This is a genomic window from Alteromonas gilva (assembly GCF_028595265.1).
GTDB classification, from domain to species: domain Bacteria; phylum Pseudomonadota; class Gammaproteobacteria; order Enterobacterales; family Alteromonadaceae; genus Alteromonas; species Alteromonas gilva.
The window spans coordinates 313,768-330,495 of sequence record NZ_JAQQXP010000001.1 but is presented as its reverse complement, the minus strand read 5'-3'; the positions used below and the strand labels follow the sequence as shown (position 1 = coordinate 330,495).

Annotated in this window: 12 protein-coding genes; 4 read left to right on the top strand and 8 right to left on the bottom strand. The window is 49.7% G+C overall.

The window, feature by feature from the left end; all coding sequences use genetic code 11:
• The first annotated feature begins 161 nt into the window (after positions 1 to 161).
• From OIK42_RS01575 to OIK42_RS01560, 4 genes are all read left to right on the top strand, one after another.
• Positions 162 to 2,858 (top strand): TonB-dependent receptor, encoded by a 2,697-nt coding sequence (locus OIK42_RS01575; RefSeq protein ID WP_273637800.1) that lies wholly within the window; start codon positions 162 to 164, stop codon positions 2,856 to 2,858.
• 91 nt (positions 2,859 to 2,949) lie between these two features.
• Positions 2,950 to 3,714 carry a rhamnogalacturonan acetylesterase gene (locus OIK42_RS01570; protein WP_273637799.1) on the top strand — a complete coding sequence of 255 codons (765 nt, stop codon included), beginning with the start codon at positions 2,950 to 2,952 and terminating at the stop codon, positions 3,712 to 3,714.
• A gap of 107 nt (positions 3,715 to 3,821) precedes the next feature.
• Entirely contained in the window at positions 3,822 to 5,126 is a 1,305-nt protein-coding gene (locus OIK42_RS01565; protein WP_273637798.1) for an acetylxylan esterase, read from the top strand.
• 278 nt (positions 5,127 to 5,404) lie between these two features.
• Positions 5,405 to 6,358: a pectinesterase family protein gene (locus OIK42_RS01560; RefSeq protein WP_273637797.1), complete on the top strand. Its 954-nt coding sequence runs from the start codon at positions 5,405 to 5,407 to the stop codon at positions 6,356 to 6,358.
• A gap of 457 nt (positions 6,359 to 6,815) precedes the next feature.
• Here the strand turns inward: OIK42_RS01560 and OIK42_RS01555 are convergent, their stop codons facing one another.
• The 8 genes from OIK42_RS01555 to OIK42_RS01520 form a co-directional block, all read right to left on the bottom strand.
• Positions 6,816 to 7,538 carry a LytR/AlgR family response regulator transcription factor gene (locus tag OIK42_RS01555; RefSeq protein ID WP_273637796.1) on the bottom strand — a complete coding sequence of 241 codons (723 nt, stop codon included), beginning with the start codon at positions 7,536 to 7,538 and terminating at the stop codon, positions 6,816 to 6,818.
• Complete coding sequence (locus OIK42_RS01550; RefSeq protein ID WP_273637795.1) at positions 7,529 to 8,560, bottom strand: sensor histidine kinase; 1,032 nt, start codon at positions 8,558 to 8,560, stop codon at positions 7,529 to 7,531. Before OIK42_RS01550 ends, OIK42_RS01555 begins: the two co-directional genes overlap by 10 nt.
• A 5-nt stretch (positions 8,561 to 8,565) precedes the next feature.
• Complete coding sequence (locus OIK42_RS01545; protein ID WP_273637794.1) at positions 8,566 to 9,936, bottom strand: alpha/beta hydrolase family protein; 1,371 nt, start codon at positions 9,934 to 9,936, stop codon at positions 8,566 to 8,568.
• A 197-nt stretch (positions 9,937 to 10,133) separates the two neighbouring features.
• The gene (locus OIK42_RS01540; protein WP_374211833.1) at positions 10,134 to 11,048 is read right to left on the bottom strand and encodes a sugar kinase; all 915 of its coding nucleotides are present in this window, start codon (positions 11,046 to 11,048) and stop codon (positions 10,134 to 10,136) included.
• A 66-nt stretch (positions 11,049 to 11,114) separates the two neighbouring features.
• The gene (locus OIK42_RS01535; RefSeq protein ID WP_273637793.1) at positions 11,115 to 12,581 is read right to left on the bottom strand and encodes a mannitol dehydrogenase family protein; all 1,467 of its coding nucleotides are present in this window, start codon (positions 12,579 to 12,581) and stop codon (positions 11,115 to 11,117) included.
• An 8-nt stretch (positions 12,582 to 12,589) separates the two neighbouring features.
• Positions 12,590 to 14,005: a glucuronate isomerase gene (uxaC, locus tag OIK42_RS01530; protein WP_273637792.1), complete on the bottom strand. Its 1,416-nt coding sequence runs from the start codon at positions 14,003 to 14,005 to the stop codon at positions 12,590 to 12,592.
• 14 nt (positions 14,006 to 14,019) lie between these two features.
• Positions 14,020 to 15,507: a UxaA family hydrolase gene (locus tag OIK42_RS01525; RefSeq protein WP_273637791.1), complete on the bottom strand. Its 1,488-nt coding sequence runs from the start codon at positions 15,505 to 15,507 to the stop codon at positions 14,020 to 14,022.
• Between the two features lie 117 nt (positions 15,508 to 15,624).
• Positions 15,625 to 16,650: a LacI family DNA-binding transcriptional regulator gene (locus tag OIK42_RS01520; RefSeq protein WP_273637790.1), complete on the bottom strand. Its 1,026-nt coding sequence runs from the start codon at positions 16,648 to 16,650 to the stop codon at positions 15,625 to 15,627.
• Positions 16,651 to 16,728 lie beyond the last annotated feature (78 nt).

Sequence of the window (16,728 nt, the reverse complement as noted above, 5' to 3'; positions counted from 1 at the left end):
TTAGATCTATATTGTTAATCGCTTGTTAACCACGACCTATAATAACAGCAGGTTTAACAGGCCTGAAAACAGGATTTTAATTGCACTCAAATTGTTCTGCGGCTGACCAGTGAAACATCTCCGCTGCGGAATACGAATTAATAAGCGTGAGGAAGCCTCGAATGAAATTTGCCAAGACCTTTAACCAAGCACCACTTAGCCTGGCAGTAGCCTGTGCGTTACTCAGCCCTAATTTGGTCGTTGCACAAGAAGCTAACGATAATGCGGTAGAAGTGATTGAAGTACGCGCCAGCAGCTTTGCTGACAGCCTGCAAAAAGCACTGCTGACCAAACGCGCCTCAGCAGGTGCGGTAGATACTATCCTGGCCGAAGATATTGCTGACTTTCCGGATCAGAACCTGGCTGAGTCACTGCAGCGTATTCCCGGTATCGCCATCAGTCGTGATGCTGGACAAGGTCGGGAAATTACTGTTCGAGGCCTGAACTCAAGCTTTACCCGTGTACAGCTTAACGGTATGCAAGCGCAGTCGTTATCAGCCGGTCCGGGCGGCGTTCGTAAAAGCCGTGCCTTCGATTTTAACGTCTTCGCTTCCGAGCTGTTCAGTCAGTTAACGGTACATAAAACCTCTTCTGCGGAAATTGAAGAAGGTACCTTAGGCGCCACGGTTGATCTGAAAACCGGCAGACCCTTTGATTTTAAAGACAACGTTACCGCGATAAACGTACAAGGTACTTATAATGATCAGTCCGAAGAAGCGGATCCACGTTTATCAGCCCTGACCAGTTATACCAATGAAGACCGCACGTTTGGCTTTTTAGTATCGGCCTCATTTTCTTCTCAGCTAATTAATAACGTTGGTGCCGACACCGGCCGCTGGGAAGATGACAGTTTCTGTACTGATGACTCATGTCTGGGCACCCAAAGCGAAGATTTAAGCAGCTACTGGCATCCTCGTTTCCCTCGCTTTGCCGATAAAACCCACGACTTGGATCGTACCGGTATTACAGCGTCAATGCAGTTTGCCCCAACAGAAGATACCACGGTGACACTTGATGCGCTTTACTCAACCATTGAAGCTCAGCGTCTTGAACCCTTTATGCAGGCAATTTCACTGGCGCGGACAAATTCCCTCGGCGTCGGCCAGACCTACCTGACCGATTACACAATTGATAGCGATAACAGCATCATTGCCGCGACTGCCCACGAGGTGGATATTCGCTCAGAAAACTTCGAGTCAAACTGGGAATCAGAATTTACTCAGTTCAGTGTCGACGTAGAGCACCACATCAATGATGACTTGCAGGTTAACCTGTTGTTAGGCACCTCTGAATCAGTGCTGGATAACCGTGAAACCACCATTATTTATGAACACTTTGGTGTCAATGACCCGCGCCGCACGCTCGATTACGCGCAAAGCAGTTCAGCCGTTACCTTTGACTATACCAATCCGATGAGTCCGCAAATTGGTTACAGCTTTGATACGGCCAACCCGGCTAACTGGGAACTGTCTGAATATCGTGACCGTATTTATGATGCAACATCCAGCTACGACAACGCTCGTGCTGATTTTGCCTATATTCTGACAGACTCTATTACCTTAAAAGGTGGTGTGACATACAAAGATTATCTGTACGAAATTGCCGGCTCACGGGCAGATGGTACCTTTGCCAGCGCTGATGCCGCAGACGGCACGGTTGATAATGTCGCATTTGGTATCAGCAATGTCGTGACCGCAGCCGATGGCAATGTTGTTAACGCCGGTGGTCAGTCGTTCTTTTTAGCTGACGGCGCGCAACTGTCTCAGTTCTTAGCCAGCGGAGGCTGGAGCTACGCGCCTCGCGGCGGCGATACCTATGCGGTCAGCGAAGAAAACATGAGCTACTTTATTCAGGCTGATTTCTTTTTCCCGATCGGCGAAATGGACCTGCGAGGAAACGCCGGCGTACGTTATGCCACCACGGATGTTGAATCTACCGGTTTAGTTAATGGCGATCCGACCACCGTTAAAAACGACTACAGCGATACGTTACCATCGGTTAACCTGGCCCTTGATGTCACAGAAGATATCGTGCTTCGCGCAGCCTATGCCGATGTCATCTCACGTCCTGGTCTGGGTACATTATCGCCAGGCGGTAGCGTTGACCCATTCAACTTAGCGGTTAGTTATGGCAACCCGTTTATCGACCCATTCCGTGCGACCAACTATGATCTGTCTGCGGAATACTACTTTGCTGAAGGCGCTTTGCTGTCACTTGCCTACTTTGTTAAAGACATCGAGTCCTTCCCAACAAATGAAACAACCACTCTGAACTGGAAGCAGATTGGCTTACCAGACAGCGTACTTGGTGGCCAGGCGGAAATCGTCAACAACGCCGATTTTGAGGTGCGTCGTCCGGTCAATGGTGACGGCGGTAAGTTAGACGGTTTTGAAGTTCAGTATCAACAAACCCTCGACATGTTGTCTGCACCGGAGTGGGTGAAAAACTTTGGGGTACTGGCCAACATGACCTTCGTTGATGCTGATGTTGAACTTACCGGTCAGTCAGACAGATCGTCAAACTTTACGGTTTACTGGGAAGATGATGTATTCAGCGCACGGATATCAATGGCCAAGCGCAGCGAGTTTACCACCTCGTTTAATAGTAACCCTAACAAAGAGCGCTATGTAGACGGTACCACTCACATTGATTTCTCAGCCAGTTATAACGTTTCTGAGAATTTAAAAATTTCCATTGAAGGCATTAACCTCACGGATGAGCCAATCGTTGAATTAGTCTCACCCAATGTAGGAGGTCGTATTTGGAACGTTACTCAAACCGGCCGTCAATTCTTTATTGGTGCCAGTTACAGAATGTAATACTTTTATACGTGTGCCCAAGGATCATTTGATCCCGTTGTAAGGCCATTCTCGGATGGCCTTTTTTTTTCGTTTTTTACAGGAGATAAACATGAAAAAGTTGTTGTTGCTGTGTCTCGCGCTGACGATGACCTCAATGAGCGCTGGCTCTCTGGCCTGGGACCCAACCCGGGTGGCGCTGCATCTGGTGGGAGACTCCACAATGTCGAACAAACCTAACCTGGCCTATCCTGAGCGTGGCTGGGGCCAATTGCTGCCAGAATATTTTAGTAATGAACTGGAGATTGTTAATCATGCCGCCAATGGCCGCAGCACCCGTCGATTTATCGACGAAGGACGTTGGGCACTGGTGCTGTCAGAATTAAAAGCCGGTGACTACGTACTGATACAGTTTGGTCATAACGACCAAAAAGTGGAAGACCCGACACGCTACGCCTCAGCAGAGAAAGACTATCCGGCGTTTCTGCGTCGCTATATTGCCGAAGTGCGAGCCAAAGATGCCACCCCTATGATCGCCAGCTCCATATGCCGCCGTCATTTTGATGAACAAGGCAACTTACAGCGTAAATTACTCGACTATGCTGCAGCCGCCCGCGAGGTAGCGCGCGACGAAGAGGTAGAATTCTTTGACCTGAACGAGCAAACCTGCGGATTTTTAAAAGACATTGGCGAGCCAGCCAGCCGTCAGTATTTTATTCAGGTACCACCAGACCTATACACCCGTTACCCTGAAGGAAAAACCGATAATACTCATTTAAATGTGGTGGGTGCCTCTAAAGTTGCGCAATTCTTTATTCGTGACCTGCGTAAACGCAATCACCCGCTGGCCAACTACGTTTATCGCGATTCACTCTAGCGCCACAAGTGCAACACTAAGCCGCCAGCGTGCCCATCGATTCGTCATGACAGGCACGCTGTCAGTCTATACGACCTAACTTATTCCCATCAAAGCAGGCCCTCGTCATGATTAGATGCCTTGTTATTTCATTGCTCTTATTGCTGGCAACCGGTAATACCATTGCCGAAAATTCCCCGTATCGCAGCGATGTGTTGTGGGTCACCACCCCCAACAACCCTGACTGGCGCTATGCCCTCAACGAACAAGCGACAGTTGATGTGGCGCTGTACCACTACGGTATATTGCAACACGACATCAGCATCCACTATACCATTGGCCCTGACATGCTACCGGCCACCAGCCAGGGCTCCATAAGCCTGACCGATGGCAAAGCAACCATTGCTGTCGGCACGATGCAGCAACCCGGTTTTCGCGACCTTCGCCTCAGTGCGGTGGTCGATGGTGAAACTTACACGCATCACATAAAGCTCGGATTTGACCCGCAGAACATTCAACCATTTACCACCATGCCCGAGGGTTTTGACGCATTCTGGCAACAACAAAAACAATTAGCCAGCGCGGTTCCCATGGAAGTAGAGCGCACCTGGGTAGCGGAGTTTTCTGATGATCAGGTTGATTGCTATTTGATTAAACTACAGGCACATCGCGCGGGTCAGTATGTGTATGGATATCTGACCATTCCCAAACGGGAGGGCCGGTTCCCCGTGGTATTTTCGCCGCCCGGCGCCGGCATAAAACCCATGACGCCCGAAAAACACCGTTTTTATGCCGAGCAAGGCGTTATTCGCTTTGATATGGAAATTCACGGCATCAGGCCCAACCTGGATAAGGCAACCTATCAGGAAATCAGCAGCGCGTTTGGCAAGGGCAATAACAGCTACCTGGTGAACGGCCTGGACGATCCTTATAATTACTACATGAAAAAGGCGTACCTGTCTTCGCTGCGGGCACTGGATTATTTAACCAGCTTACCTGAGTGGGACGGTAAAAACCTCATAGCACAGGGCGGCAGTCAGGGCGGAGCACTGGCACTCATTACTGCGGCGCTCGATGAGCGCATTACGGCGGTAGCGGCGAATCATCCTGCTTTGAGCGATATGGCGGCTTATACCGCAGGCCGAACGGGCGGGTATCCGCACCTTTACGATAAATTTTCAGGTATGGATACCCCGGCCAAACGTCGTACCTTGCAGTATTATGACGTGGTCAATTTTGCGCGTCGTATAACGGTGCCGGTGTTTATGACATGGGGTTTTAATGACGATGTGTGTCCACCTACCACCAGCTACGCGATATACAATGTGATCACCGCTGATAAACAAGCCCTTGTTACACCCATTAATGAACACTGGGTATCGACCAGGACCCGCCATAAAATTCTCAACTGGATAAAAAGTACATTGAAATAATCGCTGGGTATAGCAGTTGCAGGGTGATATCGATTCATTTTAGATAATTTAACAAAGTTATCGCCCTGCAGAGCAAGCAAAAATTTAATGCATTTGACATCAAATAAACATTTTATTGGCATTGTGCCAGCGGCAAATGTCGGGCTGGATTCGGGCGGTGTTACCGTTAATAGCAGCCGTTCACTTTTTTTGATAACTGGCTGTCACGGGAGCCGCCCCTCCCACTACTTTTGACTGAGCTACTCACTCTTCACACTCAACTTAGGAGGTTTTTCGATATGTTTCGAATTTCATTGATCTTGTTACTTTTTTGCAGCCAAGCTTATGCCTATGAAACGTTGCTCACCGTTGCCAAAGACGGCACTGCTCAGTACACCAGTATCCAGGAAGCCATTAACGATACAAAAACCTTTCCCTGGCACGATATCACCATTAAGGTGAAAAATGGCGTATATGAAGAAAAGGTCAATGTTTATTCCTGGAATACACGCGTCACAATCATTGGCGAAAGTCGTGACAACACCATTATTCGCTTTGGTGATTACTTCGACAAAATAAACCTTGGTCGTAACTCGACCTTTCACACCTACACAATGCGGGTAGCGGGCAATGATTTTAGCGCGGTAAACCTGACTATCGAAAATACGGCCGGGCCGGTAGGACAAGCGGTAGCATTGCATGTCGAGGCAGATCGCGCGGCTTTTTACAATGTGAGCTTAAAGGGCTTTCAGGATACCTTGTATGTAGCCGGTGAAGGTCACCGCAGCTATTTTGAAAATTGCTATATTGAAGGTTCGGTCGACTTTATCTTTGGTGGCGGAACGGCCTACTTTAACCACTGTCAGATTCATTCACTACGCTCAGATAGTTATGTGACCGCTGCTTCCACTGAACCAAACCAGCCTTACGGCCTGGTTTTCGCTAATAGCCAGTTCACCGCTCCTGATGATATCTCGGGTGTCTATCTGGGACGCCCCTGGCGCCATCATGCCAAAACCCTTATCACCAATAGCTACCTCGGTGAACACATTCATCCGGCAGGATGGCACAATTGGAATAGTGAGGAAAAGGAACAAACCGTAAACTATGTAGAAATTGGCAACTACGGGCCTGGCGCTACCGCAGCCAAGCGAGTAACCTGGGCAACAACAACAACGGCTGACGCTCCTCTGAACCCCACTCCCCCTTCCGCAATTCTCGGTGACTGGCGCCCGCACAAACCTCAGGACTGAGGACCGGGCAGCGCAACCAAGTTCATAAAATCCATCGGGATTTATTCTGTTTCTATGCTGAATGAATCCCAAACATCAACCATACTATGAGTTGAAGACAAACCCGTTGGCGCGAATAAACAATACATCACCTGGCGTAGAATCACCGTTAACCACCTGCGTCACGTAGTCGGCGAGTTGTCCGAATGTCGTCACATTGTTGACAAATCGCTATTAAAATTAACTTTAATTAGCAGTAAGTGCACACTTACATACATAGTAAGTCGCCGCCAGATTAACCTGAATATCATTGACTCAGTGCGCCCGGTAAGACCCCACAACACGCTTGGGATGAAATGGTGCCGGCGTTGTTGCTCACCCTCAGCAAAAGCTAAGGACCCCGATATCCATACTCATGGTTTCATTTTATTCTTCCTGCGTCGAGGCAGCGGGTACAGGATATACTGTTTAACCGGGCTTACAGTGATAACCGTTGCTTGAAGGCCTGCGCCTGACGGCGTGACGGCACCAGCACCCGGCCATTTTGCATGGTGACCTGCCATTGCCCGTTTAAAGTAACGTCGATATCTTTTATAAAGGCCAGATTAATAATTTCGGAGCGGTTAAGCCGAAAAAACTCGCTCCCCGGTAAGCGTGCTTCTATGTGCGACATGGCTTTGTTTAACATCGGCTTGTGAGTCGAAAAGTACACTCGCGTGTAATTACCTACCGACTCCAGCAACTGCACCTCTTTGAGCTTAATCAACCAGCATTCGTCGCCTTCTTTTACGAATAACTGACTCTCAGCATCCAGTAAATCAGCGCTGTGACTGGCGTGCGCCTGTTGAAGTGAGTCTAGCTTAACCGCCTTATCCAGCGCCTTTTGTAAGCGCGGCAACGTGACCGGTTTAAGCAGGTAATCGATGGCGTCGACCTCAAAAGACCGTACCGCAAATTCATCAAAGGCGGTGGTAAAAATCACTCTTGGCAGGGGGTCGAGCCTGGCCAGCAGATCAAAGCCGGTGCCGCCAGGCAAATCAATATCCAGTAACAGTAAGTCTGGTTGCGTCTCGGCGATTACCTGCTCGGCACTGTCAACCGTATCTGCCTGACCAACCACTGTCACGTTGGCAATACCCGATAGCTGTTCACATAACTCTAAACGCGCCAGGCGACTATCTTCAACAATGACTACGCGCATGTATTATCCTCAACCGGGATCTCAACGTGGGCAACCACCTGATCACCCACTTGTTGGAGGGTAAATAGTTGACGGCCCGCGTAAAGCAACTGTAAACGCTGACGAATATTCGTCACGCCAATGCCTGAGTCACCAGGCTTAAATACGCCGGGGTTTATAACGTCGATGCACAGCCTCTGCTCCGCTACGCTAACCTTTACTGCAACACTTCCTCCGTCGGCCAGCGTTGCAATTCCATGTTTAATGGCGTTTTCTACCAGCAACTGCAGTAGCAAACGCGGTACACAACTTTGCAGGTTGACCTCGTCATCCACCTCTACCTGGTAATTGAGGCGCTTTTCATACTGCATTTTCATGAGACTGATATAGGTAGTCACGATACTCAGCTCAGACTCTAACGTCGACTTTTCACCGGCATCAGATTGCAGGTTATAGCGCAGCATATCGGCCAAATCTGCCAGCATATCGCGGGCCTTACCGGTATCTTCGAGGATCAGTGCCCGAATGTTATTAATACAGTTAAACATAAAGTGAGGGTTAAGCTGGGTAAGTAGTGCACTGAGTTTGGCCTGCTGCAAGGTGTGCTCCAGTCCCACCTGCACGCTCTCCAGCTCATCGACTTTGCGCTGGCGGGTAATAAAGCAATACAGGCCACTCCATATCACCAACACTACCCACAGCACTAAACAGTTATTTAAAAACAACAAATCCAGCGAGCCGGCAGCCTGGCCAATAATCGGATGTTGAATGACCACCAGCGTTGCCAACATTAAACTGGTGGCCGCAGCAGCGCCAAGCAGTGACACCGCAAAAATCTCCAGCACCACGACAATTAAGTTGTGACGCCGCCACTTACGATACCAGTGCCGCATGGCATGACTGACCAGCCAACCGTAAACGTAGAGAATGAGCACGGCCATAAACAGGGCCATATCGACCACCCCCACCGAAATTTTCAGCAGGGTATCACTGAGATAAAAAACACCCCAGCCGATAATTTGAAACCACCAGTACTGTTTCATTGTTTCTAATTGTCCACTCGTGCCGTTATCCATTCTGAGATGGTGGTTAACGTAGCAGGCGCCATCGTTTGCGTGAGTTTGCCATACTCATCAGGTAGGCCGGTGTCAGCCTCCTGAAACAGATGGTTTTGCCCCGGTAAGGTTAATAACGTTACATCGTTATGACCTGCCTGCGCAAATATTGCCTGCATGGCTGGCATATTCGTTGCCGCGGCCACCTGAATATCTTTGTCGCCATTCAGGGCCAGTACCGGCATGTTAAGCTTTGCCAGTACGTCAGCAGGCTGGTAGGTAAAAAAGCTGCGCCCCCATTCATTGGCGATCAGGCTGGTGTACTGCTGCGCCACTGGCGCCTCATAACCGGCATTGAGGAGTTGCTGTTTGATCTGCGCTGCGCTGCTACCATCAATAACGCGCTGGGCAATATCAGACATCAGCGTATAAACTGCCGACGCGTTGGGATGACCGTAAGCCGCCGCAATATCCCGTTGTTGTTCTGCCCACAACGTTTTACCGTCTACCCCCAGCCCGGCCAGTAATACTACAAAGGCCACCTCTGGCTGACGTGCTGCAAACACGGGTGCAATAACGCCGCCTTCACTGTGGCCAAGCAGACCTATTTGGCTGGCATCGATATCACTGCGGTCGGATAAATACCCAAAGGCCGACTCCACGTCGGTACTAAAGCCAGTGATAGTTGTGCCCTGGTAGACGCCGCCGCTATGCGCCGTGCCGCGATCGTCAAACCGCAGTACCGCCACACCGGCTTTGGTGAGGTGATCAGCGAGCACCAGAAACGGCTTGTGCCCCATCAGTGTTTCATCGCGGTCCTGCGGGCCTGAACCGGATACCAGTATAACCGCCGGAAAAGGGCCTTTGCCCTCAGGTTTGGTAAGTGTGGCGGCAAACTCAAATTCACCGCTCACATGGGGGTAGGTGACGTCTTCCACCACATACGGAAATGGTGCTGTAGGATGTTGTGGACGACCACTGCCTGCTTTACCTGCGGCAGCTTTTGCCGATGACTGACGCTTCAGTATCAGACTAAACTCAGTGCCAGCCTGAGTGAAAGTACCCGACAAAGTGACATTGTTAAGTGTCGCCTGGTACGACGCGCCGATTGCCGGAAACGCCACCTTTAACAAGGTATCGGTAGCAGTAATTACCTTACCCTCAATACCGAAAGCGCCCTGATCAGGGCTATCAAGGCTGACCTGCCATACCGAGTCGGTGCTGTCTACATGCAGCACCAGCGGCAGCGTTACACCCGGCTGTACCTCAAGCTCGCCCTGCCAGTCACCCTCGACTCCTTGTGCATGGCTTTGTGCAATGCCTGTCACCAGCAGCATAACGGCAAAAATGGTTTGTCTTAACATCACTTTGTCCTATTGTTCAGTTTGCAGTGATATTCATAATGCCAGTAATAAACAATAACGGGAGATTAAATGACCAACGGTCAATAATGGGTTTCAGCGGACGAAATAAAGGGTCAGCGGTTCGGCAGAGTCACCGTGCTGACCCGGAGGGAGTCTTACAATACAGATGATTGTGGTACCAGCTAGCTTAGTAACGACTAAAGCGGCGCCACCGCTTTGTGTAAGGTGTCTGCAGGAATAATCGCACCGGGGTGTTGTATAACGGTGCCCGCCACAATAGCGCCATAGCTGGCCGCGTCGGTGACCGACTTGCCAGACAGGCGGGCAGCCAGATAACCGCCATTAAAGGCATCACCGGCAGCGGTGGTATCAACCACATTAGCAACTTGTTGTACCGGCACAATAAAATGACCGTCAGAGTTCACAATATGCACCCCTACTGCGCCATTTTTCATTACCACCTCGTCAATCTCAAACGGGGCCAGGTGAGCCAGTACCTCATCGGTATTCACATGCTCGTAAAGCGCTAAATGGTCGTCGCCACCGGGAAAGGCAATATCAGCCAGCTGATAACTTTTATTCATCCAGAATCTGGCTTCGTCACGGGACGACCACAGCAACGGCCGGTAATTGGGGTCGAAAACCACTTTGCAGCCTTTGTTACGCAGGGTCGCCAATAACTCAAATAATTTTAAGCGTTGCGGTTCGTCCAGGATCGCCACCGAAATTCCCGAAAAATAAAAGAAATCAATATCCTCCGGGGCTTTTGTCATGGCATTGATGGTTTGCGTCGCCGCAGAATTTGCCCGCCAGTAAGCGAACGTGCGTTCACCATGCTGGTCGGTTCTTACCATGTATAAACCTAAATTGCGCTTACTGCTGCGATACACCTGTTCGGTACTGATTTGCTCATTCCCCATCGCAAACAGCAACTCGTTACTTAAAAAGTCGTCACCAATTGCGGTGAGATAACTCACCGCTACCTGTGGCGCGCTGCGCTTTAAGTAAACCGCGGTATTGTAGGTATCGCCGGCAAAGCTCTTGGTAAGCTGTGTTTCGTTAGCAGAAACCAGTTCCACCATGCACTCACCAAAAATGACAATTTTCTTCACACTCATTCTTTTACTCACAAAAAGCCGCCGCAATACAGCGCATTACCCGGCCACCAAACAATGGGATTATTTTAATGTTTTCAGCACGTCTGCAGCGTTGTCAGCGTTTAGTTCAACTAACCGCGTCACGTGTGATTGTACGGTGTCTTTAAACCACTTGTTGGCCGATAGTTCGGCAAACACCTGTGGCAAATTGAGTACCGCAGCGGTTAACCCCTGGGTATCACCGTGATATTGCTTAGCCAGTCCCAGGAGTGTTTCTGCCAGCGGATCGACCAGTTCTTCCTGATCGTTATGGCGCTTGGCAATAAACAAAATCCAGGCAGCAATGGGCACACATAACAGCGTTGCATCGTTGCTTTTTGCAAGGTTATCCCGAATCGTATTTAAAATACGGAAGGGGAGTTTTTGCGAGCCATCCCAGGCAATTTGCGATAGCAAATGACGGATATGACGATTTTTATAACGATTGAGAATGGCATCTGCATAAGCCGATAAATCCATCACCCCATCGGCGTTAATCGATGGCAAAATTTCAGTGTGCAACAGTTCACCAATAAAGTGTTCCAGTGCCTCATCGCTGATGGCTTCAAAGACGGTTTGCTTGCCCAACAGTGTCCCCACATAGGCCAGTGTTGAATGGGTACCGTTTAAAATACGTAATTTCGCATTTTCGAACGTGGCGACGTCGTCGGTAAAGGTTACGCCAACCTTTTCCCACTGCGGACGGGGGCCACTAAAGGTGTCTTCTACCACCCACTGGGTAAAGGCTTCGCGCTGAATAGGCCAGTTGTCTTTAACACCGAGTTTCTGCTCTGCCAGTTCGATCAATGCTTCGTCTGTTGCGGGCGTAATACTGTCGACCATAGTGCACGGAAAACAGATGTTGGCACCAATCCACTCAGCCAGAGCAGGTTGTACTTTGGCTGCAAATTGCATAACGGCTTTGTGCAGCTTTTTACCGTTATCCGCCAGGTTATCGCAACTGATCACCGTAATGTCAGTTTGTTGTTGCTCAAATCGATACTTTAACGCACTGACAATTAAACCAATGGCTGACACCGGCGTATCCGGATTCGCTAAATCGTGCATGATATCCGAATGGGAGGTATCAAGATCGCCATTACTGGTGAGGCAGTAGCCTTTTTCAGTAATGGTGAGCGAGATAATATGCGTGTTTGCGTCAGTCAGCGCGCGCATAATCGCATCGCGGTCTTCGCTCAGAACCAATACCGAGTCAAAGGCACCAACCACTTGCACATAGGGGTCGTTGTCGAGCACCACCAGCGAGTAAAGATTGTCCTGCTCGCTCAACTTCTGCTTAAGCGTGGCACTGCGCATTGATACCCCGGTGATACGCCAGTTGCCGCCGTAGGCCATCGCCATATCGGTGTACACTGCCTGATGGGCGCGATGAAACGCCCCGGGGCCAATATGTACAATGCCGCGACTGCGTTCTTCTCGTGGATATTCAGGGACCTTTACCGACGCCGGTAATTGCGTCAGGGTTTGCTTGGTTAAACTCGCAGACATAACTCGTTTCACCCTAATTTGTAGGCGTTTTTCGCCAAATCATAAGATAACTTTTTAATCAGATCAGCGGCTTCTTCTTCGCTGATCCGATGCTCCAGCACCATGCTGGCAAGGAAGCGGCTGTCGATTCTGCGCGCTACATCATGACGTGCCGGTATCGACAAAAACGCCCGGGTGTCGTCGTTAAAACCAACGGTATTAAATAAGCCTGCGGTCTCGGTGACCTGATGGCGATAGCGCAACATCCCCTCAGGACTGTCATGGAACCACCACGCCGGACCCAGTTTCAGGCAGGGATAATGACCCGCTAAGGGAGCCAGCTCGCGGGAATAGACGGTTTCGTCGAGGGTGAATAAAATGATACTCAGACGCGGATCGCTACCGTACTTATCGAGCAGCGGTTTAAGGGCCTGCACATACTCAGTTTGCAGCGGAATATCAGCGCCTTTATCGCGGCCAAAGCGGGTAAATACATCCAGATTATGGTTACGGAATGCGCCCGGATGGATCTGCATGACCATACCATCTTCAATGCTCATACCGGCTAATTCGGTGAGCATTTGCGCCCGGAATAACTCCTGATCGGCGTCACTGCTATTGCCGCTCAGGCACTTGTTGAGCAAAGCCTGACACTCTGAGGCCGACAAATTAGCAGTACGTGCTGTGGGGTGACCATGATCCGTCGCCGTTGCACCGTGCTCACGGAACACCGCGCGACGCTTGCGAATAGCATCCAGGTAACCGTTCCAGGTAGTGGTATCTTCACCGGTCAGTTCACCCAGCAACTCTATGTTCTGAGTAAAGTTTTCTAATGAGGCATCCACCACGTCATCAGGACGAAAAGAGGTAATTACACGCTTATCCCATCCAGTGCCTTTTAATGCACGGTGATGATCTAAATTGTCCAGCGCACCCTCGGTGGTGGCAATCAGTTCAATATTGAAGCGATCCATGAGGGCACGGGGTTTATACGCATCCTTGGCAAGCTCACTGGTAATGAACTCATAATACTCCATGGCATTTTCGCTACACAGCATGTCGGTTAAACCAAACACATTTTTAAATACGGTATCCAGCCACATTCTCGACGGCGTACCGGCAAATAAATAGTAATGGTCGGCCAGCAGCTGCCAAATCTTGCGCGGGTCACTTTCGGTGGGCCCACCGTCACGTCTGCGTATGCCTAATTGTTCCAGTGAGATCCCCTGGCTGTAGAGCATTCTGAATACGTAGTGATCAGGTAAAATAAATAGCTCAGTTGCATTGCCAAAATTTTCATCATAGGCGAACCAACGGGGATCGGTATGACCATGCGGGCTGATAATGGGCAAATCTTTAACCGACTGATACAGTGAGCGAGCAACTGAGCGCGTCGCCTCGTCGGCCGGAAAAAGTCTGTCTTCATGTAATAATATAGGTTTCATATCATGCTCTTATTTTACAGGGTGACGCCACGCTTCCATATTGCTATTTCGTGACTACCGTTCTTTTCGTTGCAGGTTTTCTCGCCTGACGCAATGTTCAGACAAAGTTGGTACAACTGCGCTGCGCAGTCGTCAATACTGACGCCTTGCAGCACCTGGCCTGCGTTAAAATCAATCCAGTGTGGCTTCTTCTGAGCGATTGTACTGTTTGATGAGATTTTTACTGTGGGTACAGGAAACCCGAGCGGTGTACCACGCCCGGTGGTGAATAACACTATGTGGGCACCACTGGCAGCCAGTGCAGTAGAACTTACTGCATCGTTGCCGGGTGCCTGAAGCAGGTTAAGACCCTTGTTGACCAACGGCTCGCCGTATTTGAGCACACCATTAACCGGTGCCTGACCGCCTTTTTGTACGGCCCCCAGGGACTTTTCTTCCAATGTCGTTAAACCACCCGCTTTATTGCCCGGTGAAGGGTTCTCATAAACCGGCTGGTTGTTATCAATAAAATACTGTTTGAAGTCGTTAACCAGATCAACGATATTGCCGAACACTTCCTGACTGGTTGCACGGTTCATTAGCAACTGCTCGGCGCCGAACATTTCAGGTGTCTCAGTGAGCAATACGCTGCCGTTTTGGCGCACCATCAAATCTGACATACGGCCAACCAGCGGATTCGCAGTAATACCCGAAAACGCATCACTGCCGCCACACTTCATACCAAGCACTAATTCGCTGCTATCGATGGGTTCACGTTGGCACTTACCCACGTCATCGAGCATCTCGTAAATAAGCTTTATGCCCTCTTCTACCTCGTCGCCAACCTGCTGCGAATTAAAATAGCGAATTTGGTTTGCCGGGCGATCTACTTTCTCGAGCAAATTTGCCAGTTGGTTATTCTCACAACCAAGCCCAACAATTAACACCGCACCAGCGTTGGGATGCGACGCCAGGGAGGCCAGAATGTTCTGGGTATCATTAAGATCATCGCCGAGTTGTGAGCAGCCAAAGGGGTGAGTAAATGAACGAAAGCCATCACACTCACCAAAATAACGCCGCTCGCACTCTGCGGCAATACGCTCGGCAGTGCGATTGACACAGCCAACCGTATTGATGATCCATACTTCGTTGCGAATACCTACTTTACCGTTAGCGCGGCGATAGCCCATAAAACTGGCTCGTGAATCGCGCGTTACCGGTTGTTCCGCACTGACAGGGTTATATTCATATTTTTCCTGGCCGCTTAATCCGGTTTTTAAATTATGACTGTGAACATGTTCGCCCTGCTTTATATCTGCCTGGGCGATACCAATGACAAAGCCATACTTCACCACCTGTTCTCCGGCGGCAATACTACGCAGCGCTACCTTATGGCCAGCAGGGATGTCCTGTGCCAGGGTTAGCGAAAACTCGCCAACGGTTTCATCCGCAGCCAAATCCATGGTAGAAACTGCCACGTTGTCGTCGGGGTGAACCTGTATCAGCCTTGTTTGCTCAGTCATAATAACCTTATTAGCCTACTATCTTGATTATAATTTACCATGCTTTTAACATTTTTGCCACCGGTGGCAAAAAATTATAGTTAAAGGGCATAAAACATAAATTGCCCGTTAATTAACTTATCTCTTTGCCGCTTTGCGGGTCGATTCACGAATGATCAGGTGCGGCTTGATAGTGTATTCACCCGCCCCTTCTTCCGGTTTATTTTCGATCAGCGCGATTATTTTCTTAGCGGCAATACCAGCCATTGCCACCACCGGCCGTTGTACCGTGGTAAGCGACGGAATCACCCGCGACGCCAGTAAGTTGTCATCAAAGCCCGCTACCGATAGTTCACCCGGTACGTCAATACCCAATTCATGAGCAACTTTAAGTACACCGGCGGCCATCTCATCGTTGTTAGCCACTATTACCTGCGGGCGGGGCGATTGAATAAGTAACGCTCTGGCACATTCGATGCCGCTTTCGTAGGTGTTTTTACCTTCGACAATCCGCCCCGGCGAAATTTTTAAGCCCAGTTCTTCAAGGGTATTGGTAATCCCTTCCAAACGCTCAACGGTTGAATAGTAATGATTCGGCCCACTGATAATAGCAATATCTTTATGCCCTAATGACACCAGATACCGGGCCATATCACTCAATGCAGCCCGATCGTCAGATACCACTATGTTTGGCTTGTTATCAATATCCACCGAAGTCAAACGCACATAGTTAATACCATGATTGGCCAATGCCGATGCAAGCTCGTTGGACTCAGACACCGGCGGTATCACAATAACCCCATCAATGTTGGAGCGCCGCACAAAACTCACGCAATTACTGATAAATTCATCGCTACGATAGTTGCAAGGGTGTACAACCAGTTCGTAGCCTTTCGTAGAGCAAATATTTAACACCCCACGCTGTACCTGATCGATATACAACGCATCCGGGTTGTCGTAAATCAGGCCTATCAGGTAAGACCGGCTGGCCGCCAGTCCGCGAGCCTGTTTGTCCGGAGAAAAGCCGAGCTCATCTACCACCCGCTGGATCTTTTCCCGGGTAGCAGCACCGACGTTTGAGGCGCCGTTAATAACCCGGGATACCGTGCGTTTTGACACCCCGGCGATTCGCGCCACGTCGTTTATAGTCGGCTTTTTGTCCATTCATAGTACTCTTTTATTTTTTTTATTCGTAGCCCGCAGTGTACCGCTAACACCCTGCATGCGCTAGTTGACGAGCAC